The sequence below is a fragment of the Bradyrhizobium sp. F1.13.3 genome (assembly GCF_040548265.1).
GTDB lineage: Bacteria > Pseudomonadota > Alphaproteobacteria > Rhizobiales > Xanthobacteraceae > Bradyrhizobium.
The window spans coordinates 771,804-796,563 of sequence record NZ_JBEPRI010000002.1 but is presented as its reverse complement, the minus strand read 5'-3'; the positions used below and the strand labels follow the sequence as shown (position 1 = coordinate 796,563).

Annotated in this window: 28 protein-coding genes; 15 read left to right on the top strand and 13 right to left on the bottom strand. The window is 63.4% G+C overall.

The window, feature by feature from the left end; genetic code table 11:
* Window positions 1-25: 25 nt before the first annotated feature.
* From mnmG to ABIB66_RS08520, 5 genes are all read right to left on the bottom strand, one after another.
* A complete protein-coding gene (gene mnmG, locus ABIB66_RS08540) occupies window positions 26-1,906 on the bottom strand; it encodes a tRNA uridine-5-carboxymethylaminomethyl(34) synthesis enzyme MnmG (protein ID WP_354209768.1) in 1,881 nt (626 codons plus the stop codon).
* 432 nt (window positions 1,907-2,338) lie between these two features.
* Window positions 2,339-3,697: a tRNA uridine-5-carboxymethylaminomethyl(34) synthesis GTPase MnmE gene (gene mnmE, locus ABIB66_RS08535; RefSeq protein ID WP_354209769.1), complete on the bottom strand. Its 1,359-nt coding sequence runs from the start codon at window positions 3,695-3,697 to the stop codon at window positions 2,339-2,341.
* A 312-nt stretch (window positions 3,698-4,009) separates the two neighbouring features.
* On the bottom strand, window positions 4,010-5,275 hold the full coding sequence (gene rho / locus ABIB66_RS08530) for a transcription termination factor Rho (RefSeq protein ID WP_007598612.1): 1,266 nt from the start codon (window positions 5,273-5,275) through the stop codon (window positions 4,010-4,012).
* A 246-nt stretch (window positions 5,276-5,521) separates the two neighbouring features.
* On the bottom strand, window positions 5,522-5,956 hold the full coding sequence (gene hemJ / locus ABIB66_RS08525; protein ID WP_027514824.1) for a protoporphyrinogen oxidase HemJ: 435 nt from the start codon (window positions 5,954-5,956) through the stop codon (window positions 5,522-5,524).
* Window positions 5,957-6,132: 176 nt separating this feature from the next.
* A complete protein-coding gene (locus ABIB66_RS08520) occupies window positions 6,133-6,348 on the bottom strand; it encodes a hypothetical protein (RefSeq protein ID WP_275168984.1) in 216 nt (71 codons plus the stop codon).
* 66 nt (window positions 6,349-6,414) lie between these two features.
* On the opposite strand from ABIB66_RS08520, the gene ABIB66_RS08515 reads away from it, so the two are divergent.
* From ABIB66_RS08515 to dnaQ, 4 genes are read left to right on the top strand one after another with little or no spacing between them, the layout of a single operon-like run.
* Window positions 6,415-7,254, top strand: a complete 840-nt coding sequence (locus ABIB66_RS08515) for a pyruvate, water dikinase regulatory protein (protein ID WP_018459640.1) — start codon at window positions 6,415-6,417, stop codon at window positions 7,252-7,254.
* A gap of 18 nt (window positions 7,255-7,272) precedes the next feature.
* A complete protein-coding gene (locus tag ABIB66_RS08510) occupies window positions 7,273-7,881 on the top strand; it encodes a Maf family nucleotide pyrophosphatase (protein ID WP_275168983.1) in 609 nt (202 codons plus the stop codon).
* Window positions 7,882-7,904: 23 nt separating this feature from the next.
* Window positions 7,905-8,504 (top strand): dephospho-CoA kinase, encoded by a 600-nt coding sequence (gene coaE, locus ABIB66_RS08505; protein WP_354209790.1) that lies wholly within the window; start codon window positions 7,905-7,907, stop codon window positions 8,502-8,504.
* A 28-nt stretch (window positions 8,505-8,532) separates the two neighbouring features.
* Complete coding sequence (gene dnaQ, locus ABIB66_RS08500; RefSeq protein WP_354209771.1) at window positions 8,533-9,249, top strand: DNA polymerase III subunit epsilon; 717 nt, start codon at window positions 8,533-8,535, stop codon at window positions 9,247-9,249.
* Here the strand turns inward: dnaQ and secB are convergent.
* A complete protein-coding gene (secB, locus tag ABIB66_RS08495; protein WP_007598595.1) occupies window positions 9,246-9,728 on the bottom strand; it encodes a protein-export chaperone SecB in 483 nt (160 codons plus the stop codon). The genes dnaQ and secB overlap by 4 nt on opposite strands.
* 415 nt (window positions 9,729-10,143) lie before the next feature.
* On the opposite strand from secB, the gene ABIB66_RS08490 reads away from it, so the two are divergent.
* Genes ABIB66_RS08490 through ABIB66_RS08480 form a run of 3 tightly spaced genes read left to right on the top strand, consistent with a single transcriptional unit; the run spans window position 10,144 to window position 12,930 of the window.
* On the top strand, window positions 10,144-10,839 hold the full coding sequence (locus ABIB66_RS08490) for a Tim44/TimA family putative adaptor protein (RefSeq protein ID WP_354209772.1): 696 nt from the start codon (window positions 10,144-10,146) through the stop codon (window positions 10,837-10,839).
* On the top strand, window positions 10,817-12,343 hold the full coding sequence (mltA, locus tag ABIB66_RS08485) for a murein transglycosylase A (protein ID WP_354254682.1): 1,527 nt from the start codon (window positions 10,817-10,819) through the stop codon (window positions 12,341-12,343). The genes ABIB66_RS08490 and mltA overlap by 23 nt, the downstream gene beginning before the upstream one ends.
* Entirely contained in the window at window positions 12,340-12,930 is a 591-nt protein-coding gene (locus ABIB66_RS08480; RefSeq protein WP_354209774.1) for a Smr/MutS family protein, read from the top strand. Before mltA ends, ABIB66_RS08480 begins: the two co-directional genes overlap by 4 nt.
* 147 nt (window positions 12,931-13,077) lie before the next feature.
* On the opposite strand, the gene ABIB66_RS08475 is transcribed toward ABIB66_RS08480, so the two are convergent.
* From ABIB66_RS08475 to hslV, 5 genes are all read right to left on the bottom strand, one after another.
* Entirely contained in the window at window positions 13,078-14,199 is a 1,122-nt protein-coding gene (locus ABIB66_RS08475; protein WP_354254680.1) for a hypothetical protein, read from the bottom strand.
* 180 nt (window positions 14,200-14,379) lie between these two features.
* Window positions 14,380-15,684, bottom strand: a complete 1,305-nt coding sequence (hslU, locus tag ABIB66_RS08470; protein WP_275168975.1) for an ATP-dependent protease ATPase subunit HslU — start codon at window positions 15,682-15,684, stop codon at window positions 14,380-14,382.
* Window positions 15,685-15,736: 52 nt separating this feature from the next.
* A complete protein-coding gene (locus ABIB66_RS08465; protein ID WP_275168973.1) occupies window positions 15,737-16,354 on the bottom strand; it encodes a DUF2585 domain-containing protein in 618 nt (205 codons plus the stop codon).
* The gene (locus ABIB66_RS08460; protein WP_275168971.1) at window positions 16,351-16,836 is read right to left on the bottom strand and encodes a GNAT family N-acetyltransferase; all 486 of its coding nucleotides are present in this window, start codon (window positions 16,834-16,836) and stop codon (window positions 16,351-16,353) included. The genes ABIB66_RS08465 and ABIB66_RS08460 overlap by 4 nt, the downstream gene beginning before the upstream one ends.
* Window positions 16,837-17,019: 183 nt before the next feature.
* A complete protein-coding gene (hslV, locus tag ABIB66_RS08455) occupies window positions 17,020-17,580 on the bottom strand; it encodes an ATP-dependent protease subunit HslV (RefSeq protein ID WP_027566238.1) in 561 nt (186 codons plus the stop codon).
* 202 nt (window positions 17,581-17,782) lie between these two features.
* Between hslV and hisB the strand changes: the two genes are divergently transcribed.
* The 8 genes from hisB (at window position 17,783) to ABIB66_RS08415 (ending at window position 22,888) form a co-directional block, all read left to right on the top strand.
* Complete coding sequence (gene hisB / locus ABIB66_RS08450; RefSeq protein WP_275168969.1) at window positions 17,783-18,376, top strand: imidazoleglycerol-phosphate dehydratase HisB; 594 nt, start codon at window positions 17,783-17,785, stop codon at window positions 18,374-18,376.
* Window positions 18,377-18,442: 66 nt separating this feature from the next.
* Window positions 18,443-18,973: a DUF2628 domain-containing protein gene (locus ABIB66_RS08445; RefSeq protein ID WP_275168967.1), complete on the top strand. Its 531-nt coding sequence runs from the start codon at window positions 18,443-18,445 to the stop codon at window positions 18,971-18,973.
* Window positions 18,970-19,620, top strand: coding sequence for an imidazole glycerol phosphate synthase subunit HisH (gene hisH / locus ABIB66_RS08440; RefSeq protein WP_027514809.1), 651 nt, complete (start codon window positions 18,970-18,972; stop codon window positions 19,618-19,620). Before ABIB66_RS08445 ends, hisH begins: the two co-directional genes overlap by 4 nt.
* The gene (hisA, locus tag ABIB66_RS08435; RefSeq protein WP_275168965.1) at window positions 19,608-20,354 is read left to right on the top strand and encodes a 1-(5-phosphoribosyl)-5-[(5-phosphoribosylamino)methylideneamino]imidazole-4-carboxamide isomerase; all 747 of its coding nucleotides are present in this window, start codon (window positions 19,608-19,610) and stop codon (window positions 20,352-20,354) included. Before hisH ends, hisA begins: the two co-directional genes overlap by 13 nt.
* 10 nt (window positions 20,355-20,364) lie before the next feature.
* Window positions 20,365-21,141 carry an imidazole glycerol phosphate synthase subunit HisF gene (gene hisF, locus ABIB66_RS08430; RefSeq protein WP_007604055.1) on the top strand — a complete coding sequence of 259 codons (777 nt, stop codon included), beginning with the start codon at window positions 20,365-20,367 and terminating at the stop codon, window positions 21,139-21,141.
* A 100-nt stretch (window positions 21,142-21,241) separates the two neighbouring features.
* The gene (locus ABIB66_RS08425; protein ID WP_007598445.1) at window positions 21,242-21,568 is read left to right on the top strand and encodes a phosphoribosyl-ATP diphosphatase; all 327 of its coding nucleotides are present in this window, start codon (window positions 21,242-21,244) and stop codon (window positions 21,566-21,568) included.
* Between the two features lie 20 nt (window positions 21,569-21,588).
* Window positions 21,589-22,545 (top strand): type I pantothenate kinase, encoded by a 957-nt coding sequence (gene coaA, locus ABIB66_RS08420; RefSeq protein ID WP_027514807.1) that lies wholly within the window; start codon window positions 21,589-21,591, stop codon window positions 22,543-22,545.
* Between the two features lie 103 nt (window positions 22,546-22,648).
* A complete protein-coding gene (locus ABIB66_RS08415) occupies window positions 22,649-22,888 on the top strand; it encodes a hypothetical protein (protein WP_275168963.1) in 240 nt (79 codons plus the stop codon).
* A gap of 61 nt (window positions 22,889-22,949) precedes the next feature.
* On the opposite strand, the gene ABIB66_RS08410 is transcribed toward ABIB66_RS08415, so the two are convergent.
* Both ABIB66_RS08410 and ABIB66_RS08405 read right to left on the bottom strand, forming a co-directional pair.
* Window positions 22,950-24,008: an AI-2E family transporter gene (locus tag ABIB66_RS08410; protein ID WP_275168961.1), complete on the bottom strand. Its 1,059-nt coding sequence runs from the start codon at window positions 24,006-24,008 to the stop codon at window positions 22,950-22,952.
* A 54-nt stretch (window positions 24,009-24,062) separates the two neighbouring features.
* Entirely contained in the window at window positions 24,063-24,692 is a 630-nt protein-coding gene (locus tag ABIB66_RS08405) for a histidine phosphatase family protein (protein ID WP_354209776.1), read from the bottom strand.
* Window positions 24,693-24,760: the final 68 nt, after the last annotated feature.

Sequence of the window (24,760 nt, the reverse complement as noted above, 5' to 3'; positions counted from 1 at the left end):
CGGCCCGCGCTGTTTCACGTGAAACCTATGCGATTGCTTTGGAAGTCTTCCGCGCTTCGCGGCGAAGATAGGCCCCAAGGATGCCGAGGGCCGCCGGCGTCATGCCGTCGATCCGGCCGGCTTGGCCAACGGTGAACGGCCGAGCCTTCTCCAGCTTGGCCCTCACCTCGTTGGAGAGACCGGGGACCTGCTGGTAATCGACGTCCGACAGCACCATCCCCTCGTCCCGCCTGAAGGCTTCGACGTCGGCGCTCTGGCGCTCCAGATAGACATCGTACTTCGCGTCGATCTCAAGATGGGTGGCAATGACGGGATCAATGGCGGCGAGCTCCGGCCAGATCGCGCGGACTTGGCTCCAGCCGATATCGGGATACGCCATCAGCTCGAAGGCCGACCGCCGCTGGCCGTCCCGATTCAGGGACAGACCATGCTTGATGGCCTCGTTCGGGGTGATCGCCAGCGACTTCGAGAGCGATCGAGCCGCATTCAGGGCGTCCATCTTGGCGCGATGATGCACCGTCCGGGCGCTGCCAACGCATCCCTGGGCGATGCCCTTCTCGGTCAAACGCTGATCGGCATTGTCCGCACGCAATGTCAGCCGGTACTCGGCCCTGGAGGTGAACATCCGATAGGGTTCGCTGATGCCGCGGGTGACGAGGTCGTCGATCATGACGCCGAGATAGCCGTCCGCCCGGTCGAACACCGTCAGCGCGGCGCCGCTCGCCGCCAACGCCGCGTTCAGTCCGGCCACGATGCCCTGGCCGGCGGCTTCCTCGTATCCGGTCGTGCCGTTGATCTGCCCGGCCAGGAACAAGCCACGCAGACGCTTGGTCTGGAGGGTCGGATCGAGCTCACGGGGATCGACGTGGTCGTATTCGATGGCATAGCCCGGCCGGACCATCTTCACCCGCTTCAGGCCCGGAATGGTTGCGAGGATGGCGAGCTGGACCTCCTCCGGCAGCGAAGTCGAGATGCCGTTGGGATAGACAGTGCTGTCGTCGAGCCCTTCCGGCTCCAGGAAGATCTGGTGACCGTCGCGATCGCCGAAGCGAACGATCTTGTCTTCGATCGAGGGGCAATAGCGCGGTCCGGAGCTCTTGATCTGGCCGGAGTACATCGGAGAGCGATGGACATTGGCCCGGATCACCTCGTGGGTCGCGGAATTGGTCCGCGTGATCCCGCACTGGATCTGCGGCGTCGTGATCCGCTGGGTCATCACCGAAAACGGCTCCGGAGGCTCGTCCCCCGGCTGCATTTCGACCGCCGACCAGTCGATGGTCGTGCCATCCAGACGCGGCGGGGTCCCTGTCTTGAGCCGTCCGAGGGTGAACCCGGCGCGCTCGAACGAGGTCGAAAGGCCCATCGCCGGCGCCTCGCCAACCCTGCCGGCCGGCCAGTTCTTCTCGCCCAGATGGATCAGACCGCGGAGGAAGGTGCCGGTGGTGACGACGACAGCCCCTGCCCGAAGTTCGCGGCCATCTGCCAGGCGCAGGCCGGTCACCCGCCCCTCGACCACGATCAGCTCTTCCGCCTCGCCTTCGACAACGGAAAGACCCTCGGTCTCCCGGATCGCCGCCTGCATTGCGGCGGCATAGAGCTTCCGGTCGGCCTGCGCGCGCGGACCACGGACCGCCGGGCCCTTACGACGATTGAGGACGCGAAATTGGATGCCCCCGGCGTCGCCGACCCGTCCCATCAGACCATCGAGCGCATCGACCTCGCGAACCAGATGGCCCTTGCCGAGACCGCCAATGGCGGGATTGCAGGACATCGCACCGACCGTGGAGAAACGGTGCGTCACCAAAGCGGTCGCTGCACCCGTCCGGGCTGATGCCGCCGCGGCCTCACAGCCGGCGTGGCCGCCGCCAATCACGATGACGTCGAAGCTCTCTCGCTCTGTTCGCATGGCGGACTTCTAACTCACAGGCGGGGAAGCCGGAAGTGGAAACTGGAGGGGGCGGTTGTTTCACGTGAAACTAGGCAAAGGGGAGCCCAAGTGTTTTTCGCGAAAACAACCCATGCACAGTAGAATGGCCCTTGGAAAGATTACCATTTTAGTGAGGGGAAAATGGGGATTATGAAGGGAAACGCGTGGTCCGTAGGTCGCAACCAGTGAGGGGGACGATTGGAAAGGCCAACGGCAGAGCCGTACTCCCGACATTGCGCCCCTTCCGCACACCAGCTCCTTAAAGGCGCCATCGCACGCAGAGCAGTCACTCCCGCGGGCGGCCGAGTGAACCTCAATGTTTCACGTGAAACATCTTGGAACAGCGCCGGCCGCGTTTCACGTGAAACGAAGAATTGGAACAACGGCTAGTTCTACAATGAAGAACTAGCCCTACTTTCCAACACAGAACTTCTGAAAAATCGCCCCAAGGACGTCCTCGACATCCACCCGACCCAGTAGCCGGCCCAAGGCATAGGCGGCCGCGCGCAGCTCTTCGGCGGCAAGCTCCTCACCCTCTTCTACGAGCTCAAGACTCCGGCGCAAGCTGTCCGCTGCCCGGCGCAGCAGATCCCGCTGGCGGGCCCGGGTCACCAACGCGCCCTCCGTCGTTCCGAAGAACTCGGCAGCGAATTTCACCAGGGCATCGACCAGCTCGGGAATGCCGTCCCCCCGGCTCGCCGCAATTCCGAACTCACCGCGCGGCCCGACGTCCTCGACCCCGCCTAGATCGATCTTGTTGCGCACGATCCAGACCGAGCCGCCGGAGGGACTGCTTGCGTTGCCAGACTTCCCTAGCAACGGCATCGCGGCCGGATCGACGGCGCGCCCAGCCTCCACCAGCCATAACACCAGGTCGGCGTCTTCGGCTCGCGCTCGCGCCCGGCGGACACCCTCCTGCTCCACGGGATCGTCGGTCTCGCGAATGCCGGCGGTGTCGATCACCGTGACGGGGTAGCCATCGAGATCGAGCTGCACCTCGATCACATCGCGTGTCGTGCCGGCATGCGGCGAGACGATCGCGACGTCGCGGCGCGCGAGCTGGTTGATGAGCGTCGACTTGCCGACATTCGGCTCGCCGGCGATCGCGACCACCAAGCCGTCGCGCAAACGTTCAGCTTGTCCCTGTGCCGCAAGGACTTCTGCGATTTCGTCGTGAAGCGCAACGATCGCCTTTACGGCAGGCGCCATCAACTCGGCGGGTACATCGCCCTCGTCGGAGAAATCGATGCCGGCCTCGATCAGAGCCGAGGCCTCGATGATGCGCTCGCGCCAGTCGCGCGCTCGATTGCCGAGGAGGCCCTGCAATTGCCGTAACGCCTGGCGGCGCTGGCGGTCGGTGTCGGCATGAATGAGATCGTCGAGGCCCTCCGCCTCGGTCAGGTCGAGCTTGCCGTTCTCGAAGGCGCGCCGGGTGAATTCGCCGGGCTCAGCGGCGCGCATATTCGGAATTAAAGAAATAGCGGTGAAGAGTGCGGCCAGCACCGCGCGACCGCCATGGACGTGAAATTCGGCGACGTCCTCGCCGGTCGCGCTGCCAGGCCCCGGAAACCACAGCACCACCGAATCGTCGATCGGCTGACCCGCGCCGTCATGAAGCAGCCGGCGGCTGGCCTGTCTCGGCGCCGGCAGCTTGCCCGCCAGCGTCGTCAGCCCCAGGCTGGCGCCTGGCCCGGAGACGCGCACCACCGCAAGCGCGCTCGGCGGACGGCCGGACGACAGTGCAAAGATCGTGTGGTCTCGCGGATGCATGGCCTATTTGTCCGGCTGACAGGAAAAAGGCAAACGTCCGTTTTGGCCGACAAATCACGCGATTTTGCTGCACCAATTCCCGCAGCAAAATCTATATTGCGATGCACCAAATTCGCGAGCGTCTGCTGCAAAAGCCACTCCCAACGGAATGGGCAGCGCTCCGATATCACATTATTCAACAACAATATCAATAACTTATATAAAATGTAGTCCAAGCGACGAACACCCCGCCATGCTGCACCTTCGCTGCAGCAAAGCCGCACAACGAAAAAAGGGCGCCCGGAGGCGCCCTTTGATCATATTGCACTGCAATCAGGTGTTCATCGAGTCGAAGAACTCGGAATTGCTCTTGGTCGAGCGCAGCTTGTCGAGCAGGAAGTCGATTCCGTCCATCGTCCCCATCGGGTTCAGGATGCGGCGGAGCACGTACATCTTCTTCAGGACCACCGGATCGGTGATCAGCTCTTCCTTGCGGGTGCCGGAGCGCGAAATGTCGATCGCCGGGAAAGTCCGCTTGTCCGAAACCTTGCGGTCGAGGATCAGCTCCGAGTTGCCGGTGCCCTTGAACTCTTCGAAGATGACTTCGTCCATGCGGCTGCCGGTATCGACCAGCGCGGTCGCGATGATCGTCAGCGAGCCGCCCTCTTCGATGTTGCGGGCGGCGCCGAAGAACCGCTTCGGCCGCTGCAGCGCATTGGCATCGACACCGCCGGTCAGCACCTTGCCCGATGACGGCACCACGGTGTTGTAGGCGCGGCCGAGACGCGTGATGGAGTCGAGCAGGATCACGACGTCGCGGCCATGCTCGACCAGGCGTTTGGCCTTCTCGATCACCATCTCGGCGACCTGGACGTGGCGCACCGCCGGCTCGTCGAAGGTCGAGGACACCACCTCGCCCTTCACCGAGCGCTGCATGTCCGTCACTTCTTCGGGACGTTCGTCGATCAGGAGCACGATCAGATAGCACTCGGGATGATTATGCGCGATCGAATGCGCGATGTTCTGCATCAGCACGGTCTTGCCTGTGCGCGGCGGCGCGACGATCAGCGCGCGCTGGCCCTTGCCGATTGGCGCGACGATGTCGATCACCCTTGCAGACAGGTCTTTCCGCGTCGGGTCGTCGATTTCCATACGGAAGCGCTGATTCGGAAACAGCGGCGTGAGGTTGTCGAAATTGACCTTGTGCTTGGCCTTTTCCGGGTCCTCGAAATTGAGCGTGTTGACCTTCAGCAACGCGAAATAGCGCTCGCCCTCTTTCGGGCTACGGATGTGGCCTTCGATGGTATCGCCGGTGCGCAGGCCAAAACGGCGGATCTGCGAGGGCGAAACGTAAATGTCGTCCGGGCCCGGCAGATAATTCGCATCGGGCGAGCGGAGGAAGCCGAAGCCATCGGAGAGAACCTCGACGACGCCTTCGCCGACGATGTCGGTCTCAGCGAGCGCAAGCTGCTTGAGGATGGCGAACAGCAGCTCCTGCTTGCGCATGGTGCTGGCATTCTCGACCCCGTTCTCTTCCGCGAACGAGACGAGCTCGGCCGGCGTCTTCGACTTGAGGTCCTGGAGTTTGATTTCCCGCATTGGGGTGGTCCTGTGGGGTAACCTGGGGAGGGGGTGCGAGGAGGCTCTGAAATGCGGACGCGAAAAGGCAAGGTCCGCAGGTCTGGCAAGGAGAGTGCCGGTGAGGCTTCAAACCTGATGGGGTGTCCGGCCTCTGGAAAGCTCAGACACAACCACATCCGCCTGCGTTGGGTGGGATATTGCTAATATAGAAAATCGCCTCACACTCCGCAAGCAGAAGCACTGAGCGATTGTTCACGACCCTGCCTAGAACGGCTTCACGATCACCATGATGACGATAAGAATCATCAAGGCAGTCGGTACTTCGTTGATAATCCGATAGAATTTCTGACTCCGGGGGCGTCGGTCCGCTGCGAAATCCTTCAGCCAGCGCGAAAAAAAGCCGTGGACCGCGGACATCGCCAGGACCAGTGCCAGTTTTACGTGCAGCCAGCCGAAAGTGAACCAGTGTCCGGCCCAGGCGAGATAGAGCCCGGCGAGCCAGGTCACGATCATGGCGGGGTTGATGATCGCCTTGAACAGCCGCCGTTCCATGACCTTGAATGTTTCCGACTGCTTCGAGCCGATTTCGGCCTCGCAATGATAAACGAACAGCCGTGGCAAATAGAGCATGCCCGCCATCCAGGAGATGACGGCGATCACATGCAGCGCCTTGATCCAGAGGTAGACGTCTTCAAACATGTCTGGGGTCCGGATTCCTGCCCAGCCGAAGGGAACGCTGGGGATAGTAAGGAGTCGTTAAGGTCTTGCCTGCACACATATCCGTCCGTAGCGCCCTTCTCCAATAAGAATCTTAGATTCTTAAGGTTTGAGTCTATGTGACGGTGAATTGGACTCACACATTTCCGTCCGCCCGTTCACACGCGCTTGTTCACATCCATCAACATATCCCTGATCGCTCTGGCCACTCTCGATAAGTCGGTCAGCTTCAAAGGCTTGCGCGTTTCTGTCGGCAGCTTATCAAGAGGGTTATCGACGCAATCCCGTTTCCCTTTCGGCAGGGCGTCGAAGTTGTTCTCAGGGGCAGTGGTGTGAAGAAAATCGGCACTTGTCCCGCCCCCGGTGTCGCACATCCCTTTCCGAGCGGTTAAGGTCCACAGAAATCCACAAACCACACCGACTTCATACAAAGGGCTTTTGTGCCGACCTCGAACAATTATTTCCATCTGCACCTCGTGTCCGATTCCACCGGTGAGACGCTGATCACGGTCGCGCGCGCCGTTGCCGCCCAGTACGCCAACGTCACGCCGGTCGAACACGTCTATCCGCTGGTGCGCAGCCAGAAACAGCTCGATCGCGTGCTCGACGAGATCGAGGAAGCACCGGGAATCGTATTGTTCACGCTGCTCGAGAAGGATCTGGTCTCCAGGCTCGAGGACAAGTGCAAAGGAATCAATGTTCCGAGCTTGTCGATCATCGGCCCGGTGATGCAGTTGTTCGAGGCCTATCTCGGAGCTGCCACGACCGGCCGGGTCGGCGCCCAGCACGTGCTCAACGCCGAATACTTCAAGCGCATCGACGCGTTGAACTACACGATGATCCACGATGACGGCCAGCATGTCGAAGGGCTCGACGATGCGGACGTGGTGCTCGTCGGTGTCTCCCGCACCTCCAAGACTCCGACGTCGATCTATCTTGCCAACCGAGGCATCCGCACTGCCAACGTGCCGCTGGTTCCCGGCATTCCGGTGCCGTCGCAATTGGAAACGTTGACGCGACCGCTGGTGGTGAGCTTGCATGCGACGCCGGAACGCTTGATCCAGGTGCGCACGAACCGGTTGCTCTCCATGGGCGCCGATTCCAGCAGCGACACCTATACCGACAAGCAGTCGGTCGCCGAGGAGGTCGCATTTGCCCGCAAGCTGAGCGCCAAGCACGATTGGCCGCTGCTCGACGTCACGCGGCGCTCGATCGAGGAAACCGCCGCGGCGATCATGAAACTCTACAGCGATCGCCAGCGTAACCGGCCTTCTGAATAGTTTTGGGATAGTTTCGCGATGGGTCTGTGGCTCGGCAAATCTTCGTTGATCCTGGCCTCGCAGAGCAGCGCGCGAAAGATGCTGCTGGCGAATGCCGGGCTCGAGTTCAAGGCGATCACGGCTGATATCGACGAGCGCGAGATCCAGGCCGCCTCCGGGCTTTCTGATCCGCGCGAGATTGCCCTGCTGCTGGCGCGCGAAAAGGCCAAGGCAGTCTCGACCCATCACGCCGGAAGCACCGTCATCGGTGCGGATCAAACGCTGGCGCTTGGCGATCGCCTCTTCAACAAGCCTGCGGGCCGCGCCCAGGCGCTGGCGCAACTGCGCGATCTCTCCGGCCATAGCCATGAGCTGAATTCCGCCGTGGCGATAGCACGCGACGGCGAGATCATCTTCGAGGACATCTCGGTCGCGCGCCTCACCATGCGGCAGATGACGGAGGCCGAGCTTTCGGCCTATCTCGACATCGCCGGCGATGCCGTCACCACCAGCGTCGGAGGCTATCAGCTCGAAAGCCTGGGTATCCATTTGTTCGAGCGCATCGAGGGCGACCACTTCACCATTCTCGGTTTGCCGCTGCTGTCGCTGCTTGCGTTCCTGCGGCGCGAGCGGCTAGTTGCGGTGTGAATGGCAGATATGGCTGGGTGCTGATGCGGATCCTGGGACTGACCGGCTCGATCGGGATGGGCAAATCGACCACCGCGAAATTATTCGCGGAGGCTGGCGTCCCTGTCTACGATGCCGATGCGGCCGTCCATCAGCTTTACGAGGGTGAGGCTGCGCCCGCGATCGAGGCCGCCTTCCCCGGCACCACCGCGAACGGCAAGGTCGATCGGGCAAAACTGTCGGCGCGTGTGGTGCACGATCCTGCCGCGATCAAGCAGCTGGAGCAGATCGTCCATCCGATGCTCGGCGCTTCCCGAAAGAAATTCTTCGCTGACGCCGAAGCCGCCAACGCGCCGGTGGTGGTGCTGGACATTCCACTGCTGTTCGAGACGGGCGGCGAGACGCGGGTCGACGCGGTGGTCGTCGTGACGACGTCTCCGGAACTGCAGCGCGAGCGGGTGCTGGCGCGCGGCACCATGGACGAGGCCAAGCTCGACGCCATCATCGCCAAGCAGACTCCCGACGCGGAAAAGCGCAAGCGTGCCGATTTCGTGGTGGATACGTCGCATGGACTCGAGCCGGTGCGCGCTCAAATCGCGCACATCCTGGCCGAGGTCGTTAAGATGCCGCAGCGGCGAGCCTGATTCGCCGCCTTACACGGCTTGCTGGACTATGCGCGAAATCGTTCTCGACACCGAAACCACCGGCCTCGATCCGCTGCGGGGAGACCGCCTGGTCGAAATCGGTTGCGTCGAGATGCTCAATCGCATGCCGACGGGGCAGAGTTTCCACGTCTACATCAATCCCGAAAGGGACATGCCGGCAGAAGCTTTTGCGGTGCACGGGCTGTCGGCCGAGTTTCTGGCGACGAAGCAGCTGTTTCACGAGGTCGTCGACGATTTTCTGGAGTTCATCGGCGACGCGCCGCTGGTGATCCACAATGCCTCGTTCGACATCAGCTTCATCAATGCCGAGCTCGACCGGATCAAGCGCCCGGGTATCCCGCGTGAGCGGCTGGTCGATACGCTGCTGCTGGCACGGCGCAAGCATCCCGGCGTGTCGAACCGGCTCGACGATCTCTGCTCGCGCTATGCGATCGACAATTCACGCCGCACCAAGCACGGCGCCTTGCTCGACGCCGAGTTGCTTGCGGAAGTCTATGTGGATCTGGTCGGGGCGCGGCAATCGCAGCTGCTGCTGGCTTCCGAATCCGAGGAAACTCGCGCCAATGGGGCTGCCGATGCGCCACGGCGGCAGCGGCCGGCGCCGCTTCCACCGCGGATTTCAGACGCCGAGCGCGAGGCCCACCGGGCCTTCATCGCAACGCTCGGCGACAAGGCGATCTGGAACGAGTTCTTGCCCGCTCCAGCGGTCGCTTCGGCTGGTTAAGCCTGGCCGCTCGGCTGAGCGGCCATTTGCCGCTCCATGTTCTGACGATAGAGGCCGACGAAGTCGACCGGATCCAGCATCAGGGGCGGGAACCCGCCGTCGCGCACGGCAGTGGCGATGATCTCACGGGCGAACGGGAACAGCAGGCGCGGGCATTCGATCATGACCAGCGGATGCAAATTGTCCTTCGGCACGTTGGAGATGCGGAACACGCCGGCATAAGCGAGCTCGAACGAGAACATGATCTTGCCGGCGGTCTCGGCCTTGCCCTCGACCGACAACGTCACCTCGAACTCCTGTTCGCTGAGGTTGTTGGCGCTGACATTGATCTGGATGTTGATCTGGGGTGGCTGGCTCTGCTGCTGGAGCGAGCTGGGCGCATTCGGATTTTCGAAGGAGAGGTCCTTGGTATATTGCGCCAGGACGTTGAGCTGGGGAGCCTGGGCCGCCTCGGGAGGGGTGCCGTTACCGTTGGTCATAAGAGTGTCTCCTTACCCGATTGGGCTGAATTTCGCGGCGGTTGGCTAACATAGGGCTACCTCGTTCCACAAGGACGAACGGTCCCGGATGGGGAATTCCGGCCACGCCCACAACTGTGGCGTCCATCCCGCCGATCCAGCGAAACCGCGCCTTAAACGATTGAAGATGCGCGATTTCCCGGCAGGATCGGGTTTCCCCTTAAGCATAAAACGCGCTACACTCGGTGCTGTGCCAAAAGGCGCCATTGGCCGGGCAAGATTTCGTGCCTACATCCCACGGACCGGACGCGCGGACCCGAAATGGTGATGTAGACTTGCCGTTCCGGTATGGAACGGTCTACTGGCCGGATCGATTTTCCCGGCACGATCCTTTCGAGACGGCCCCTTCTACAGACGACCAGAAAGCGAATACGACGTGGACATCTACACCATCATCTTCCTGGCGCTGGCGGTCTTCATCTTTTTGAGGCTGCGTAGCGTGCTGGGGCAGCGCACCGGCAACGAGCGGCCGCCGTTCGACCGCAACGCGCTCCAGGGTGCCCAGGACAAGAACGTCGTCACCATGCCGGGCAAGGTCATCGACCAGGCCCCCTTGGCGCCGACGGCCGAACCGACCCCGCCCTCCGACCGCTGGAAGGGCCTGACCGAGCCGGGCACCGTGCTCGCCCAGGGTCTCGACTCCATCGTCGAAAAGGATTCCACCTTCGATCCGCGCCATTTCATCTCCGGCGCCCGCGGCGCCTATGAGATGATCGTGCTGGCCTTTGCCAATGGCGACCGCCGCGCGCTGCGCGACCTGCTGTCGTCGGAGGTCTATGAAAGCTTCGACGCCGCGATCAAGGAGCGCGAGAAGAACGAGCAGAAGACCGAGACGCGCTTTGTCTCGATCGACAAGGCCGAGCTCGTCGGCGCCGAGCTGCGCGACCGCACCGCCCAGCTCACGATCCGCTTCGTCTCGCAGATGATCTCAGCCACCCGAGACAAGACCGGCAACATCGTCGACGGCAGCGCCGACACGGTCGCCGACATCACCGACATCTGGACTTTCGCCCGCGACATCACCTCTCGCGATCCGAACTGGAAGCTGGTTGGCACCGGAAGCGCGAATTAAGGTTTTCCTGAAGACCAGCGCGACGGCGCTTTGCGCAGGTGCCGTCGCGCTGTGGTCGTTTTCACTCGGCGCCGAGGCGGCGCGGCGCCACTATCGCAGCCATCACCATCATCTCCCGGAATTGCCTGCCGCGCCGCCGCGCGCCTTGCCGTATCCGCAGCTTCCCCTGCCGTTCGAGATTCCCGGCGCGCAATATCTGCCGCTGGCCTGGGCCGACGTGAAGGGCTGGAGCGACGACAATCATCTCGCCGCCTACAAGACCTTTCGCGCGAGCTGCCGTCCGATCAGCGCGCAGACCGGCGCTCCCGAACCCAAGGCTTTAGGCGCCTCGCTGGGCGAACCCTGCCGGGTCGCCAAGTCGCTCGAGCTTGCCGACGACGCCAAAGCCAAAACCTTCTTCGAAGAGAATTTTGCACCGCTGCGGATCTCGCGCCTCGGCGAGCCCGACGGTTTCGTCACCGGCTATTACGAGCCGGTGCTGGAGGGATCGCGCACGCAGACCGAGGTCTACAACGTCCCGGTCTATCGCCGCCCCTCGAACCTGTTCGTGCGCGGCTACAAGCAGGATTCGGTCAGCCTGCCCAACAAGGGCCCGGTCTATCGCAAGATCGGCCGCCGCAAGCTCGTACCCTATTATGACCGCGCCGAGATCGAGGACGGCAAGATCGCCGGCCGCGGACTCGAGATCGCTTGGCTGAAGGACCCGACCGATCTGCTGTTCGCCCAGATCCAGGGCTCAGCGCGGATCAAGTTCGACGACGGCGGCACGGTCCGGCTCAACTACGACGCCTATAACGGCTATCCCTATACGGCGGTCGGTCGCATCCTGATCGAGCGCGGCATCATTCCGAAGGAAGAGATGTCGATGCAGAAGATCAGGGAGTGGATGGCGCAGACCCCTGACGGCGCCAGGGAGCTGCGCCGCCAGAACCGCTCCTACATCTTCTTCCGCGAGGTCAATCTGTCCGACAAGGAAGAGGCGGTCGGCGCGCAGGGCATTCCGCTGACGGCCGGACGTTCGATCGCGGTCGACAAGTCGCTCCACGTCTACGGCACTCCGTTTTTTATCGAAGGCGAGCTCCCGATCGATTCCGAACGCGCGAAGACGCCGTTCCATCGGTTGATGATCGCGCAGGACACCGGCTCGGCCATCATCGGTCCGGCGCGCGCCGATCTCTATTTCGGCGCGGGTCAGGAGGCCGGCCGCGTCTCCGGGCGGCTGCGCCATGCCATGCATTTCGTGATGCTGGTGCCGAAGGGCCTCGATCCCACAGCGCGCGCCGCGCGGCTGCCTGTGCCGGATCCGCGGCCCTCGGAGAAAATTGCAAAACTGTTTCCGCAAACCGATCCTGCGAAGGACAAGCCGGCGGCAGCCGTGGCGCAAAGCAAGAGCGAGACGGTCGCTGTCGCCGGTCCAGTCCCGCTGCCGGTGCCGCGTCCCGTGATCGAGCCAGTTCAGGAGCCGCGGCGGCCGGTGAAAAGTCGTTCCCATCGGCAGCAATGAAGCGATCGTCCCGTCCGCCCGTGCTGGAGCCTCGTCCCTCGCCGCGCCGTCGCGCGCTGAGCGAGGAAGAGCGCGCGCTGTGGGATACGATCGCAAAGCAGGTCAAGCCGCTCAGGAAGCCTCGTGTCGCCAAGGCACAGGCTTCACCGCGCACCGAGCCTTCTCCTGCAGCGCCCGCCACGCGGCTCGCGCCATCGCCACGTCCGATTGCCGCTGCCCCGGCACCGCGTGCGGCGAAGCCGGCGGTGCCGCCGCTCGCGCCGCTCGGCAAGCGCGAGCGCACAAAGCTGTCGCGCGGGCGCAGCGAGATCGAGGCGCGCCTCGATCTGCACGGCATGACCCAGATGCGGGCCCATCGCGCTCTGAGCGGCTTCCTGCACCGCGCCCATCATGATGGTCTGACCTTCGTGCTCGTCATCACCGGCAAGGGCCGCAGCGGCGGCGAAAGCGGTGTGCTCCGCCGTCAGGTGCCGGAATGGCTGAGCCTGCCGGAATTCCGGGCCTTCGTCGTGGGGTTCGAGGAAGCCGGCATCGGCCATGGCGGCGAGGGCGCGCTTTACGTGCGGATCAGGCGGGCGAGATATTAACCGCAGGCTCGCTGCAACCTCTCCCGCTTGCGGGAGAGGTCGTCGCGCGAAGCGCGGCGGGTGAGGGCTCTCTCCTCTTGGGGAATCCCTCTGCGGAGACACCCTCTCCCCAACCCTCTCCCGCAAGCGGGAGAGGGAGCGCACCGTCTAAAACGGCCGCACGATTCCGACGCGCGGGATCAGCGTGACGATCAGGCCCATGATATTTGTCTTCTGATCTTCCGCCGGAATCAGCGGCGTCTCGCGAACTGCGGGCAGCATCTTCACCGCGTGCAGGATCAGGAACATGCAGACCGCCCAGTTCGAGATCCAGCGCGAATAGTCGAACACCATCGCGAACATCACGAGACAGGCGAGGCTGACACCGGCGAGCGCCGCGACCACGAGACGGCGATGCGTGTCGTTGAGCGCGCCGATCAGGTTGGCAAAATAGCGCCACAGCGGTGTGTGCAGCCAGATCAGCAGCGCGAACACGGGCACGCCGAGGACGTTGTGCGGCAGGCGACCCCAGGTGTCGGAAATCTCCTTCGCCAGCGGCTGATACCAGATGTAGGCAAACTGCAGCAGGTCGGTCCGCGACGGATCGGCCATCCGGCTCTTCAGGTAGGCAACGAAATCCGCCTCCGGGATCGGCATCGTTCCCCAAAACTGCGCGGCGAAGAACAGCGCGGAGACGGCAAGCAGGGCGATGATGCCGAACGCGACATTGGTGCGATCGCAGCCGTGCGTCAGATAGTGCCTGATCACGACGATGGTGATGATGGTCGGCACATACATCAGGAGATGGATGTGGTGGATCAGCACGAGCACGATCGAGAACAGCGCAGCGGTTGCAACGAACAGCAGCGATCCCGCCGGCACCAGCAGCAGGAAGATCGCCAGCGCGCAGCCATAGATGTCGAAATGGCCGAGCGTGTGCATGAAGTTCTTGAGAAAGAACGGCGAACCCGCGATGAAGACGAACAGCGGCAATGTCTTCGTGGTGAAGCCGAAAGTCTTCTGGAACAGTCTCGCGTAAAGCCCCAGCGTCACCAGCCATGTCGCGCCGCCGAGCGCGAACACCAGCCACAGCGGCACCTTGTCGGTGAACAGCGCGACGATCGCCCCGATCAGCGCGCGCTTGATGAAGCCAAAATGATAGTCGACGAGGAGGTGGATGTAGGGGACGTAAGGCGGCAGCTGGATCTTGTGAACGAAGACGCCGCCGATGATCGCGGCGTTGACCGCGAGCAGGATGCGCCAGGGGTTTTTCTGAAAGTCAGCGAGCATATGGCACTCGACGCGCGGCACCTTCCGTTGTCGTCCCGGCGAAGGCCGGGACCCATAGCCACGAATGTTTGCTTTGAGCCAAGGCTGGAGTCGCTATCTCTTCCAACAATAACCGCTGGTGCTTATGGGTCCCGGCCTTCGCCGGGACGACGGCGGAATAAATAGCGCGGCCCGGTCAAATTACAAAATGAACCGGCTCAAATCGGCGTTCTTGGCGAGGTCGCCGACGTGCTTCTGCACGAAATCGGCGTCGACCCTGACGGTCTCACCGCTGCGGTCGGGGGCGGTGAAGGAGATCTCGTCCAGCACCCGCTCCATCACGGTCTGCAGCCGCCGCGCGCCGATGTTCTCGACGGTGGAATTGACGGCGACCGCGACGTCCGCAAGCGCGTCGATGGCGTTGTCGGTGATGTCGAGCGTGACGCCCTCGGTCTGCATCAGCGCGACATACTGCTTGATCAGCGAGGCCTCGGGCTCGGTCAGGATGCGGCGCATGTCGTCGCGGGTCAGCGCCTGCAGCTCGACGCGGATCGGCAGGCGGCCCTGCAATTCCGGCAACAAATCGGACGGCTTGGCGACATGGAAGGCGCCGGAGGCAATGAACAGGATGTGGTCGGTCTTCACCGCGCCATGCTTGGTCGAGACCGTGGTGCCCTCGATCAGCGGCAGCAGGTCGCGCTGCACGCCCTCGCGCGAGACGTCGCCGCCGGCGCGGCCTTCGCGGGCGCAGATCTTGTCGATCTCGTCCAGGAACACGATGCCGTTGTTCTCGACCGCGCTGATTGCCTCCAGCGTCAACTGATCGCTGTCGAGCAGCTTGTCGGATTCCTCGTTGACGAGGATCTCGTGCGAGCTCTCCACCGTCAGCCGCCGCGTCTTGCTGCGCCCGCCGAGCTTGCCGAAGATGTCGCCGATCGAGACCGCGCCCATCTGCGCGCCGGGCATGCCCGGGATCTCGAACATCGGAAAGCCGCTGCCGCCCCCTTGCGTCTCGATCTCGATTTCCTTGTCGTTGAGCTCGCCCGCGCGCAGCTTCTTGCGGAAGGAGTCCCGCGTCGCGGCGCTGGAATTGGCACCGACCAGCGCGTCGAGCACGCGCTCCTCGGCGGCGAGCTGTGCGCGTGCCTGCACGTCCTTGCGCTTGCGCTCGCGGACCTGAGAGATCGCGACCTCGACGAGATCGCGCACGATCTGCTCGACGTCGCGGCCGACATAGCCGACCTCGGTGAATTTCGTTGCTTCCACCTTCAGGAACGGCGCGTTGGCAAGCTTGGCGAGCCGCCGCGCGATCTCGGTCTTGCCGACGCCGGTCGGGCCGATCATCAAAATGTTCTTCGGCAGCACCTCCTCGCGCAAGGAACCTTCGAGTTGCTGCCGCCGCCAGCGGTTGCGCAGCGCGATCGAGACGGCGCGCTTGGCATCGGCCTGGCCGACGATGAAACGGTCGAGTTCGGAAACAATTTCGCGGGGGGAGAAGTCTGTCATGGGACCTTAGCTAGGATCAGATGCGGGGCGGGACAAGCCGCTTTTTTTGCCGTCAGATGATCGGCGGACCCGATTGCCATTGTTTCACCGCCTCGATCGGATGGATCAGCATCAGGATATTGAGCGTCAGATTGTCGCGAATATGGAGCGCCAGCATGATTTCGAAGGCGAGCCCGAGCAGGACGGTCACCGATACAGGCAGCAAGCGCGCGGCGAGGAAGCCCAGCATCATGGACAGATTGTCAGAAACCGAATTGACGATGCTGTCGCCGAAATAATCCAGCGAGATCGTGCCGGCGCGGTAGCGTTCGATGATGAAAGGCGAGTTCTCGACGATCTCCCAGGCGCCTTCGATCAGCATGGCGACGATCAGGCGCGCGGGCCAGGACAGAGACACGAATGGCAGCCGCGCGAACAGCAGCCAGGTCAAGCCATAGAACAGGAACCCGTGCAGGATGTGCGAGAAGGTGTACCAGTCGGCGATGTGCTGCGAATTCTCGGAGCTGTTCACCACGCCATGCCACAGCTTGACATAGCCGCAGGTGCAGATCGGCACCCGGCCCATCGCGAGCAGGATCGAGGCCTGCATCGCCAGCAGCAGCAGCGCGATGCCGACCCAGGCGAGCGGCGGAAACGCGGCCCTGCTCTCATGCGTGGTTGCCAGCGTCATGGCGCGCGCACCATCAGCAGCGCCGGCCCGTCGGGCGTCTCGACGATGCGGTCGCGGACAAAGCCGGCCTTCTCATAGGCACGCACGGCGCGCGCGTTGAGCGGATCAGGATCAGTGACGATGCGCGGCAGGCCCTGCCGCAACTGCGCGTCGGCGAATTGGCGGATGAATGCCGAACCGTGCCCGCGCCCGATCATGTCGCTTTCGCCGATGAATTGATCGATGCCACGCGTGCCCTCCGGTTGCGGCCCAAGACCCGTATTCCAGGCGGTCAGGCGGTAGCATTGAAGATAGCCGAACGGCTTGTCGCCGGCCAACACGATGAACTGGTCCATGTCCGGCTCATCAAGATCGCCGCTCACGAGCGCGAACTGCTCGTCCGGATCGCCCCACCAGTCCCGCACATGTGCCTCGCCCAGCCATCGCCGGATCAGCGGCAGGTCGTCCGCGGTCATCGGGCGGAAGGTGTAGGCGGGGGTCATGGCCTAGCGGCCAACGGGTGGTGCACTCCCTCTCCCGCCTGCGGGAGAGGGTCGGGGAGAGGGTGCTTCCGCAATGGGACAGCCCCCAAGAGGACAGAACCCTCACCCGCGCCTTCGGCGCGACCTCTCCCGCAAGCGGGAGAGGTTACAGCCAGTTCTGAGCCCCGCTGTTCAATCACAGCCCTACCCGGCCGACAGCGCTTCGACGGTTACATTGCGGTTGGTGTAGACGCAGATGTCGGCGGCGATGTCGAGGGAGCGGCGGACGATGGTCTCGGCGTCCTTGTCGGTGTCGAGCAGGGCGCGGGCGGCTGCCAGCGCGTAATTCCCGCCGGAGCCGATCGCCATCACGCCGGCTTCGGGCTCCAGCACGTCGCCGGTGCCTGTCAGCACCAGGGAGACGTCCTTATCGGCCACGATCATCATGGCCTCCAGCCGGCGCAAATAACGGTCGGTGCGCCAGTCCTTGGCGAGTTCGACGGCGGCTCGGGTCAATTGCCCCGGATATTGCTCGAGTTTGGCTTCCAAACGCTCGAACAGCGTGAAGGCGTCGGCCGTTGCGCCGGCAAAGCCGCCGATGACGTCGCCCTTGCCGAGTTTCCGGACCTTCCTGGCGTTGTGCTTGATCACGGTCTGGCCGATCGAGACCTGGCCGTCGCCGCCGACCACCACCGTGCCGCCCTTGCGGACCGTCAAAATCGTGGTGCCGTGCCAGACCGGCGAGCTGTTTGGGGAGTCCTGCATGAATGATCCTCGTTGTCCGGCCTGATTTAGGCGGTCGGGGCCAAGGGGACAACTGGCGCACAACGGGCCGCTCCGGGACCAATTTCGCTCACCATAGGCAGAAGTAGAGGCCCGGCCAGCCGTTCCCGCAGTAGCGAAGGCGTCATTTGGCTGTTAAAAGACCGGCGTTTTCGGCCCCGAACGAGGATGAAAGCTAGTTTTGATGCGCACCGCGACGATCAAGCGCAAGACCAAGGAAACCGACATCGAGGTCACCGTGAACCTCGATGGCTCCGGCGTGTCCAATATCGCGACCGGCATCGGCTTTTTCGACCATATGCTCGATCTCCTCGCCCGCCATTCCCGCATCGACCTCACGGTCAAGGCGGTCGGCGATCTGCACATTGATCATCACCATACCACCGAAGACACCGGCATCGCGCTCGGCCAGGCCGTCAAGCAGGCGCTCGGCAACATGGCGGGTATCACCCGCTATGCCGGCGTGCACATGCCCATGGACGAGACGCTGTCGCGCGTGGTCATCGACATCTCGGGCCGCCCGGTCCTGGTGTTCAAGGTCGACTTCCCCCGCGACAAGATCGGCGAGTTCGACACCGAGCTGGTGCGCGAGTGGTTCCAGGCCTTTGCCATGAACGCCGGCGTGACTCTTCACGTCGAGACCCTATATGGCGATAACAGCCACCATATCGCCGAGTCCTGCTTCAAAGGTCTGGCACGGGCGCTGCGGACTGCCGTTGCGATCGACCCGAAGACGGTGGGCGAAATCCCTTCCACCAAGGGCTCGCTCGGCGGCTGACGTCTTTCGGCCGGCGGCGCGCGCCGCTTGCGGTATCACTGAATTCCTAGGGAACGGGGCATCGCCATGTCCGTCTACACAGTTCATGCTCCCTCACCTGCCGGAGCCGATCTGCGCGCGACCGACAAGTTCGTCTTCGTGCGCGACGGCTTCCATTTCTGGGCGATGATCTTCGGACCGTTCTGGCTGCTGTGGAATCGGCTGTGGCTGGCGCTGATCGGCTGGCTGATCTTCGTGGCCGCCTTCAATGTCGGGCTGTCCAGCCTCGGCGTCGGCCGGTCGTCGATCTTCTTCGCCGACGTCATCGTCGCGCTCCTGATGGGATTCGAGGCCTCCAGCCTGCGCCGCTGGACGCTGTCGCGCGGTAAATGGCGGCAGCTCGACGTGGTCATTTCCGACGATGAGGATACCGCCGAGCACCGCTTCTTCGAGCGCTGGAGCCAGAAGCAGCGCGGCATCGTCAACGATCAATGGGCCGTCGATCGCGGCGGCCCACCGCCGACCCGCAACGTGCCGGGTCAGCAATTCTCCAATCCGCCGCCGATGCCGGCGGGTGGCATCATTGGTTTGTTTCCAGAACCGGGAGGGTCAAGATGAGCGTCGCCATCATCGATTACGGTTCCGGCAATCTGCATTCGGCTGCCAAGGCGTTCGAGCGCGCCGCGCGCAGCATGGACAACCCGCAAAAGGTGTTCGTCACCAGCGATCCGGACCAGGCCTACAGCGCCGACCGCCTGGTGCTGCCGGGCGTCGGTGCGTTCGCCGATTGCCGGCGCGGGCTCGATGCCGTCAACGGCATGGTCGAGGCGATCACCGAAGCGGTGCGCGTCAAGGCGCGGCCGATGTTCGGCATCTGTGTCGGCATGCAGTTGTTCGCCACCCGCGGCAAGGAGCATGTCATCACGCAAGGCCTGAACTGGATCGGCGGCGACGTCGAGAAGATCACGCCGCGCGACGAGAGCCTGAAGATCCCGCACATGGGCTGGAACACGCTCGATGTGCTGCGCGAGCATCCGGTGCTGGACAAGCTGCCGCTCGGCCCCAAGGGCCAGCACGCTTATTTCGTGCACTCCTACCACCTCAATGCCGCCAACGAGGCGGACGTGCTCGCGCGCGCCGATTACGGCGGGCCTGTCACCGCGATCGTCGGCAAGGATACCGCCATCGGTACACAGTTTCACCCCGAGAAGAGCCAGCGCTTTGGTTTGGCCCTGATCTCGAATTTTTTGCGATGGAAACCGTGATCCTCTTTCCCGCGATCGACCTCAAGAACGGCCAATGCGTGCGCCTCGAACAGGGCGACATGGCGCGCGCGACCGTGTTCAACCTCAATCCCGCCGCGCAGGCGGCGAGCTTCGTCGCGCAGGGCTTTGAGTATCTCCACGTCGTCGATCTCGACGGCGCGTTTGCCGGCAAGCCGGTGAATGCGCAGGCCGTCGAGGCGATGCTGAAGACGATCACGATTCCGGTGCAGCTCGGCGGCGGCATTCGCGATCTCGCGACTGTCGAAGCCTGGCTCGACAAGGGCATCACCCGTGTCATCATCGGCACCGCCGCGGTGCGCGACCCCGAATTGGTGAAGGCGGCCGCCAGGAAATTCCCCGGCCGCGTCGCGGTCGGGCTCGATGCACGTGACGGCAAGGTCGCCGTCGAAGGCTGGGCTGAGACCTCGCAGGTGACGGTGCTGGAGATCGCACGGCGTTTCGAGGATGCCGGCGTCGCCGCCATCATCTTCACCGACATCGCGCGCGACGGGCTGCTCAAGGGCCTGAATCTCGATGCGACCATCGCGCTAGCGGATGCGATCTCGATTCCCGTGATTGCCTCCGGCGGCCTCGCCTCGATCGAGGACGTCAAGGCGATGCTGACGCCGCGCGCCAAGAAGCTCGCCGGCGCGATCGCCGGCCGCGCGCTCTATGACGGCCGGCTCGATCCCGCGTCCGCCCTCAACCTGATCCGCAACGCGCGCGCCGCCTAGGAGACATCCAATGTTCAAGGTGCGCGTGATCCCCTGCCTCGACGTCAAGGACGGCCGCGTCGTCAAGGGCGTCAACTTCGTCGATTTGCGCGATGCCGGTGACCCCGTTGAAGCGGCGATCGCTTATGACGCCGCCGGCGCCGACGAGCTCACCTTCCTCGACATCACCGCGACCCATGAGAATCGCGGCATCATGCTGGACGTAGTCCGGCGCACCGCTGAAGCCTGTTTCATGCCCGTGACCGTGGGCGGCGGCGTCCGTGAGGTCAACGACATCAAGACCCTCCTGCGCGCCGGCGCCGACAAGGTCTCGATCAACAGCGCCGCGGTGTCTCGGCGTGAGTTCGTCAAGGAAGCCGCCGAGAAATTCGGCGGGCAGTGCGTGGTGGTCGCGATCGACGCCAAGCGGGTCAAGCGCGCCGGTGGCGGAGAGCGCTGGGAGATCTTCACCCATGGCGGCCGCAACTCGACCGGCATCGACGCCATCGAATATGCCCAGGAGGTGGTCTCGCTCGGCGCCGGTGAAATCCTGCTCACCTCGATGGACCGTGACGGCACGCGGCAGGGTTTTGACATCCCGCTGACCCGGGCGATCGCCGACAGCATCCCCGTTCCCGTGATCGCCTCGGGCGGCGTCGGCAATCTCGACCACCTCGTCGACGGTATTCGCGACGGCCACGCCACCGCCGTGCTGGCCGCCTCGATCTTCCACTTCGGGGAATTCACCATCCGCGAAGCCAAGGAGCACATGTCCCGGCGCGGGCTGCCCATGCGCCTCGATGCCTGACGACTCCCGTCCATAAAAATGCTACATGATCGGCGGGGAGCGACTTATCCCGCCGGATAGACGGCCAATACCGGCCAAGGCGCGTTTTCCGAGTATTTGTATGCCGCGTTTCACGATCCACGATCTGGCCGAGACCATCGACGCCCGCGCGGCAGCGGGTGGCGAGGCGTCCTATACCCGCAAGCTCCTCGACAAGGGCGCCGAACATTGCGCCAAGAAGTTCGGTGAGGAAGCAGTCGAAACCGTAATCGCAGCAGTCGAAAACGATCGCGCGCATCTGATCGCCGAAGGCGCCGACCTGCTCTATCATTTCCTTGTGCTGCTCAAGGCCCGCGGCGTAAAGCTGGAAGAGGTTGAGGCCGCATTGGACAAGCGGACCAATATGTCAGGGTTGGAAGAAAAGGCGTCGCGCAAGGGCGGCAGCTAGCCGAGGTGGAGAGTCGCGTCATGGATATCCGCGCACCCGAGCAGCAGTATAATCCGTACCGCGTCTATACGCGCGAGGAGTGGTCGCGACTCCGCGACGACACGCCGATGACGCTGGAGCCGGGCGAGTTCGACCGGCTGCGCTCGCTGCACGACCGCCTCGACTTGCAGGAAGTCGAGGACATTTACCTGCCGCTGTCGCGCCTGCTGTCGATCTATGTCGATGCGATGCAGCGGCTTTATTACGCGGAGCGCCAGTTCCTCAACATCCGCGACCGCAAGATGCCCTACATCATCGGCGTCGCCGGTTCGGTCGCGGTTGGAAAATCCACCACGGCCCGCGTGCTTCAGGCGCTGCTGGCGCGCTGGTCGCCGCGCCCCAAAGTCGAGCTGATCACCACCGACGGATTTCTGTATCCCAACGCCGTGCTGGAGCGGCAGGGCATCATGCAGAAGAAGGGTTTTCCGGAGAGCTACGACCTGCCGTTGCTGCTCAGCTTCCTCTCCGACATCAAGGCCGGCCGCCGCCATGTGCGCGCGCCGGTCTATTCGCATTTGACCTACGACATCGTGCCGAACCAGTGGGCCGAGATCGACCAGCCCGACATCCTGATCGTCGAGGGCGTCAACGTGCTGCAGACCGGCAAGCTGCCGCGTGACGGCAAGGCCGTGCCCGTGGTGTCCGACTTCTTCGATTTCTCGGTCTATATCGACGCCGACGAGGCCGCGCTACGGCAGTGGTACATCCGGCGCTTCCTGTCGCTGCGCGACACCGCGTTCACGAATCCGAAATCCTACTTCAACCGCTACGCGCTGTTGTCGGACGAGGAGGCCACCGCCACCGCGATCGCGATCTGGGAACGCACCAACCTTGCCAATCTCGAGGACAATATCCTGCCGACCCGCCCCCGCGCGACCCTGATCCTGAAGAAGGGCGCCGACCACACGGTGTCGAGCGTGGCGCTGAGGCGGCTGTAACAGCCTTGATGAACGCGGCTCTTTAAATTTCGGGCTGAGTATCTTTTGTTGCAGACCGGCGAGGGGTAGTTGGTTATGGCTTTCGGAAACGCACACGGGCCCCATGGTTGATCGTCTCAGAAGCGCTGCCGAGCATCTCGAAGCACCGATATGCCCGGACTGCCATATCGAGATGAAGTGGTTCCGTTCCGAGCTGCTGGCGGACGAGCCGACCCCGATCATCGCGCATCTCTTCGTGTGTCCACATTGCAAGCGCGCGGTCCAGGCAGACACCAAATTCAAGGGCACGGCAGTGCCGCCGGCCAAGCTGTCCGCGCCGCGCTTTGCTGCTCACGCCGCATAGCATTCGGCGTCGGCCGAATTCGGCGCTCGGCTGACCGCCGGGTCGTCACTCGACATGACGGTCATTTCCGGGTCTCCTGTCGCGCTTTCGAGCCGATGAAGATGTGCCACGTCGTGAGAAACATCGCGGCGACGAGTGGGCCGATGACGAACCCGTTCGCTCCGAAAGCCGCAAGGCCGCCCAAGGTGGCGAGCAGCACGACATAGCTCGGCATTTGGATCGACTGGCCGACCAGGATCGGGCGGAGAAAATTGTCCGCAAGACCGATCACGAAGGTCCCGAATGCGAGCAGGATGATCCCTTTCGTGACTGAGCCTGCCACAAGCAGATAGAGCGCGACCGGAACCCAAACCAGGGCGGAGCCAAGCACGGGCAGGAGCGAGAGCAGCGCCATGAGGGCGCCCGCGAGCAGCGGCGCCGTCAAGCCGAGCAGCCAGAAAATCAGCCCGCCAAGCGCTCCCTGGATCAGGGCAACGAGAACGATCCCCTTGATCGTCCCGCGAACCGCGAGGGTGAACGCATTCAGAATCTCGGTGGTGTGGCTCGGCCGCAGCGGGAGCGCGTCGCGGATCCGTGCGTTGAGCTCGTCACCATCGCGGAGCAGGAAGAACAGCAGGTACAACATCACGAGCAAGCTTGCGACGAACTCCAGCGTCAACTGACCGATGTTGATGGCGTGCCCCGCCAGCTGTTGGCCGGCAGGGACGACCAGACTCGATAGACGTTCTTTCAGAGCCGAGAAATCGATGCCGGCCAAGCGATCCGCCAGGGAAGCGGCCCAAGCGGGCAGCGCGGATTTCAGCTGCTGCAGGGGATGAGCGAAACTGATCTCCCCAGTCTGAGCGCGCTGATACAGCTCCCCGCCCTGGTCGATCAGCGAGGCGATGACGACCGCCACGGGGATGAGGACCATGACGATCACGACGACGACAGCGAACGATGCCGCAAGGTTGCGGCGTCCCGGAAGCGTTTCCAGGGCGCGTCGATAGAGTGGTGCGAAGATGATCGCTAGAAGCGTGGCCCACAACAGCGCGCCGGAGAACGGCCAAAGCACCCACCCGAACGCAAGGGAGACCGCGGCAAGCAAGATGAGGAATGAGCGGTCTTCCGATGTTCTCACTGGTTCGCCAGCCCTTCTGTTGTCAAAGCATGATCCGGACTGATGTCGGGGCCGTCACTTGTCTGCTTTCGCAGTCCAGTCGGCAAGCTTGATCCGTCCTGCAAGGGTTGCGGGACCCGAGCTGCCCGCCTTGTAGACGAAAGCTTCGCCTTCCTGCACGTCCCCGGCATCCTTGCCGAAGGCATCGGCGATGTTGGTCTTATGGGTGACCAGGAAGGTGTTGGGGCCGGCTTTAGGCGGCGCGTCGACGAACTGCCGCACGGCTTGGCCCGCCTTTGCATTTGCACCCGTCGGATTTGCCATGCCCGACGCACTCGCGTTGCTGCTGTCCGTCAACGCATCGACCGGCTTGACCTCGCGGCCGGAGATCAGTCTCCCCGCCTCGATCGCGCGGTTCAGCCTGCTGGTGTAGACCTCGCCGATCGGGATCGCGAGTTCCTTGATGGCCGCCCCGATCTGGCGCGCCATGTCGCGGCCCTTTTCACTGAGCTGACGCTGGGCGCTCATGTCGTCGAATTTGAAAGGGTAGACATCCTTTTGGCTGTCGTCGGTGGCGGTGTGGCGAAACACCAGCACGTAACCGCCTTGCTTGAGCGAGGCGATCAGTTCCGGGCTAGCGGCCGCGGTGGCTTGAGTGGAACCACAGAGAAGGATCACGAAAGCGAGGCGGCACAGCACGTTCATGCGAAATCCTCTGTTCAAAATGCCCCAGAGGATGGTGACGCGCGACGCAGTCGATTTCAATTGTCGAT

What these genes read in the sequence shown, in the direction of transcription:
- mnmG (WP_354209768.1), bottom strand. Translation starts at nt 1,906, where the DNA reads ATGCGAACAGAGCGAGAGAGCTTCGACGTCATCGTGATTGGCGGCGGC.
- mnmE (WP_354209769.1), bottom strand. Translation starts at nt 3,697, where the DNA reads ATGCATCCGCGAGACCACACGATCTTTGCACTGTCGTCCGGCCGTCCG.
- rho (WP_007598612.1), bottom strand. Translation starts at nt 5,275, where the DNA reads ATGCGGGAAATCAAACTCCAGGACCTCAAGTCGAAGACGCCGGCCGAG.
- hemJ (WP_027514824.1), bottom strand. Translation starts at nt 5,956, where the DNA reads ATGTTTGAAGACGTCTACCTCTGGATCAAGGCGCTGCATGTGATCGCC.
- ABIB66_RS08520 (WP_275168984.1), bottom strand. Translation starts at nt 6,348, where the DNA reads ATGTGCGACACCGGGGGCGGGACAAGTGCCGATTTTCTTCACACCACT.
- ABIB66_RS08510 (WP_275168983.1), top strand. Translation starts at nt 7,273, where the DNA reads ATGGGTCTGTGGCTCGGCAAATCTTCGTTGATCCTGGCCTCGCAGAGC.
- coaE (WP_354209790.1), top strand. Translation starts at nt 7,905, where the DNA reads ATGCGGATCCTGGGACTGACCGGCTCGATCGGGATGGGCAAATCGACC.
- dnaQ (WP_354209771.1), top strand. Translation starts at nt 8,533, where the DNA reads ATGCGCGAAATCGTTCTCGACACCGAAACCACCGGCCTCGATCCGCTG.
- secB (WP_007598595.1), bottom strand. Translation starts at nt 9,728, where the DNA reads ATGACCAACGGTAACGGCACCCCTCCCGAGGCGGCCCAGGCTCCCCAG.
- ABIB66_RS08480 (WP_354209774.1), top strand. Translation starts at nt 12,340, where the DNA reads ATGAAGCGATCGTCCCGTCCGCCCGTGCTGGAGCCTCGTCCCTCGCCG.
- ABIB66_RS08475 (WP_354254680.1), bottom strand. Translation starts at nt 14,199, where the DNA reads ATGCTCGCTGACTTTCAGAAAAACCCCTGGCGCATCCTGCTCGCGGTC.
- hslU (WP_275168975.1), bottom strand. Translation starts at nt 15,684, where the DNA reads ATGACAGACTTCTCCCCCCGCGAAATTGTTTCCGAACTCGACCGTTTC.
- ABIB66_RS08465 (WP_275168973.1), bottom strand. Translation starts at nt 16,354, where the DNA reads ATGACGCTGGCAACCACGCATGAGAGCAGGGCCGCGTTTCCGCCGCTC.
- ABIB66_RS08460 (WP_275168971.1), bottom strand. Translation starts at nt 16,836, where the DNA reads ATGACCCCCGCCTACACCTTCCGCCCGATGACCGCGGACGACCTGCCG.
- hslV (WP_027566238.1), bottom strand. Translation starts at nt 17,580, where the DNA reads ATGCAGGACTCCCCAAACAGCTCGCCGGTCTGGCACGGCACCACGATT.
- hisB (WP_275168969.1), top strand. Translation starts at nt 17,783, where the DNA reads ATGCGCACCGCGACGATCAAGCGCAAGACCAAGGAAACCGACATCGAG.
- ABIB66_RS08445 (WP_275168967.1), top strand. Translation starts at nt 18,443, where the DNA reads ATGTCCGTCTACACAGTTCATGCTCCCTCACCTGCCGGAGCCGATCTG.
- hisH (WP_027514809.1), top strand. Translation starts at nt 18,970, where the DNA reads ATGAGCGTCGCCATCATCGATTACGGTTCCGGCAATCTGCATTCGGCT.
- hisA (WP_275168965.1), top strand. Translation starts at nt 19,608, where the DNA reads ATGGAAACCGTGATCCTCTTTCCCGCGATCGACCTCAAGAACGGCCAA.
- hisF (WP_007604055.1), top strand. Translation starts at nt 20,365, where the DNA reads ATGTTCAAGGTGCGCGTGATCCCCTGCCTCGACGTCAAGGACGGCCGC.
- ABIB66_RS08425 (WP_007598445.1), top strand. Translation starts at nt 21,242, where the DNA reads ATGCCGCGTTTCACGATCCACGATCTGGCCGAGACCATCGACGCCCGC.
- coaA (WP_027514807.1), top strand. Translation starts at nt 21,589, where the DNA reads ATGGATATCCGCGCACCCGAGCAGCAGTATAATCCGTACCGCGTCTAT.
- ABIB66_RS08415 (WP_275168963.1), top strand. Translation starts at nt 22,649, where the DNA reads ATGGTTGATCGTCTCAGAAGCGCTGCCGAGCATCTCGAAGCACCGATA.
- ABIB66_RS08405 (WP_354209776.1), bottom strand. Translation starts at nt 24,692, where the DNA reads ATGAACGTGCTGTGCCGCCTCGCTTTCGTGATCCTTCTCTGTGGTTCC.